This window comes from Sulfitobacter sp. HI0027, from assembly GCF_001634775.1.
In the GTDB taxonomy this organism is placed as follows: Bacteria; Pseudomonadota; Alphaproteobacteria; order Rhodobacterales; family Rhodobacteraceae; genus Sulfitobacter.
The window spans coordinates 1-1,444 of sequence record NZ_LWER01000075.1; the positions used below are offsets into that span (position 1 = coordinate 1).

Genomic DNA, 1,444 nt, shown 5'->3' on the forward strand with positions numbered 1-1,444 from the left:
TGCTTTTGATCCTGCCATCCGGAAGATCATCTACACCACCAACGCCCCCTCTCGGCAGCATGCTTTGCATGCGCCTGCCGGGCAATGATTGAAAGCTTGAACCGTGTAATCCGCAAATCGATCAAGACGCGGGGATCGTTCCCGACCGAAGACGCTGCAACGAAGCTGATCTACTTGGCGATCCGCAACTTTGAGAAAGGCGGCCGGAATGTTCGAGAATGGTTTGCGGCCCGCAATCATTTCGCCATAATGTTCGAGGATCGCTTCAATGCGTGACTGTATCTAAAACCCGCATGGGCCAGGCCAGATACACAAAGTTCATGACACTCCCCTGCGCGTTCTTAAAGAAGTTCGCCCGCCGATCACCAGAAAAGCCAAGGGTGAAACTGTTCACCACGAATTATGATCTGTGTATCGAGACCGCAGGTCTCCGCCTTAGTGTGGTGCTGATCGACGGGTTTTCCCGCAGTGCAGAACAGCGGTTCAACCGAGATCACTTCAACCATGATATCGTTCGGCGGGTAGCTTCCAGCACGAAGGCCGACTACCCGACGGTGTGTTCCACTTATACAAGCTGCACGGTTCGGTGGATTGGCGGCGATGGTTGGATGGAGTCGTTATTCGAAGCGTCGATGACCCAAGCGAGGACCGTAGGCCCGTCCTGATCTATCCTCGATCTTCGAAGTATCAGGAGGCGTTCGAAAGCCCCTATCTCGACATGTTCGCCGCCTTGCAGGCTGCCTTGCGGGAACCCGACACGACGTTGATCGTCTCCGGGTTCGGTTTCGCAGATGATCACATCAGCGCCCCAATCTGGTCAGCCATCGAAACGAACCTTTCGCTGCGCCTCGTGCTTTGTGATCGCGGGTTCGTGAATCATCGTAAGCATCCGGCGTAGGCCACAGGTAGGTCATCGCTCGCGATCACGGTCCATTTCGATGAGCTCTTGCAGGTTTTCGGTCCCGATTGGAGTGAATGCGATGACACCGTCGTCGCTGGGACCGTAGACCCAGATTATACCATCTTCGGTTTCCATACCGGTGGCGAGATCAAAGATCTTATTGACGGTTTCGCCCAGTTCGACAGCGACGCGGTCGATTGTCTTGACGGAATACACCTTGTTCAGCTGCATGGTTAGGCTGCTTGTGGAAGGGATAGAGCTTTCCAGTTCCAAGGCAGAAGTTCATGCACGCGCGAGACGGGCAAGTCGGGCAGCCGGGCGAGAACATCGGCGAGCCAGGCCTGCGGATCGATGTCATTCATTTTGGCGGTGACGATAAGGGTATACATGGCGGCAGCCCGTTCACCGCCGCGCTCTGAGCCTGCGAAGNGCCACGACTTTCTGCCCAGTGCCACGCCACGTAAAGCGCGTTCGGCCGCATTATTCGTCAGACAGATATGCCCGTCATCGAGGAATGCCGTGAAGGCCTGCCAACGGCCACGC

Annotated in this window: 2 protein-coding genes and 2 pseudogenes; 2 read left to right on the forward strand and 2 right to left on the reverse strand. The window is 56.0% G+C overall.

Going from position 1 to position 1,444, the window contains the following annotated elements:
• Both A3722_RS04340 and A3722_RS24510 read left to right on the forward strand, forming a co-directional pair.
• Positions 1 to 276, forward strand: a pseudogene (locus A3722_RS04340) (transposase); the annotation flags it as partial.
• Positions 277 to 547: 271 nt separating this feature from the next.
• Positions 548 to 898 (forward strand): annotated as a pseudogene (locus tag A3722_RS24510) (SIR2 family protein); the annotation flags it as partial.
• 12 nt (positions 899 to 910) lie between these two features.
• Here the strand turns inward: A3722_RS24510 and A3722_RS04350 are convergent.
• Both A3722_RS04350 and A3722_RS04355 read right to left on the reverse strand, forming a co-directional pair.
• Positions 911 to 1,132, reverse strand: coding sequence for a hypothetical protein (locus tag A3722_RS04350; RefSeq protein ID WP_067627731.1), 222 nt, complete (start codon positions 1,130 to 1,132; stop codon positions 911 to 913).
• Between the two features lie 2 nt (positions 1,133 to 1,134).
• A partial coding sequence (locus tag A3722_RS04355; protein ID WP_150120437.1) for a transposase domain-containing protein occupies positions 1,135 to 1,444 on the reverse strand: 310 nt, incomplete at its 5' end.

Excerpts from the sequence above, each read along its gene's own strand:
- A3722_RS04350 (WP_067627731.1), bottom strand. The coding sequence starts at position 1,132 with ATGCAGCTGAACAAGGTGTATTCCGTCAAGACAATCGACCGCGTCGCT.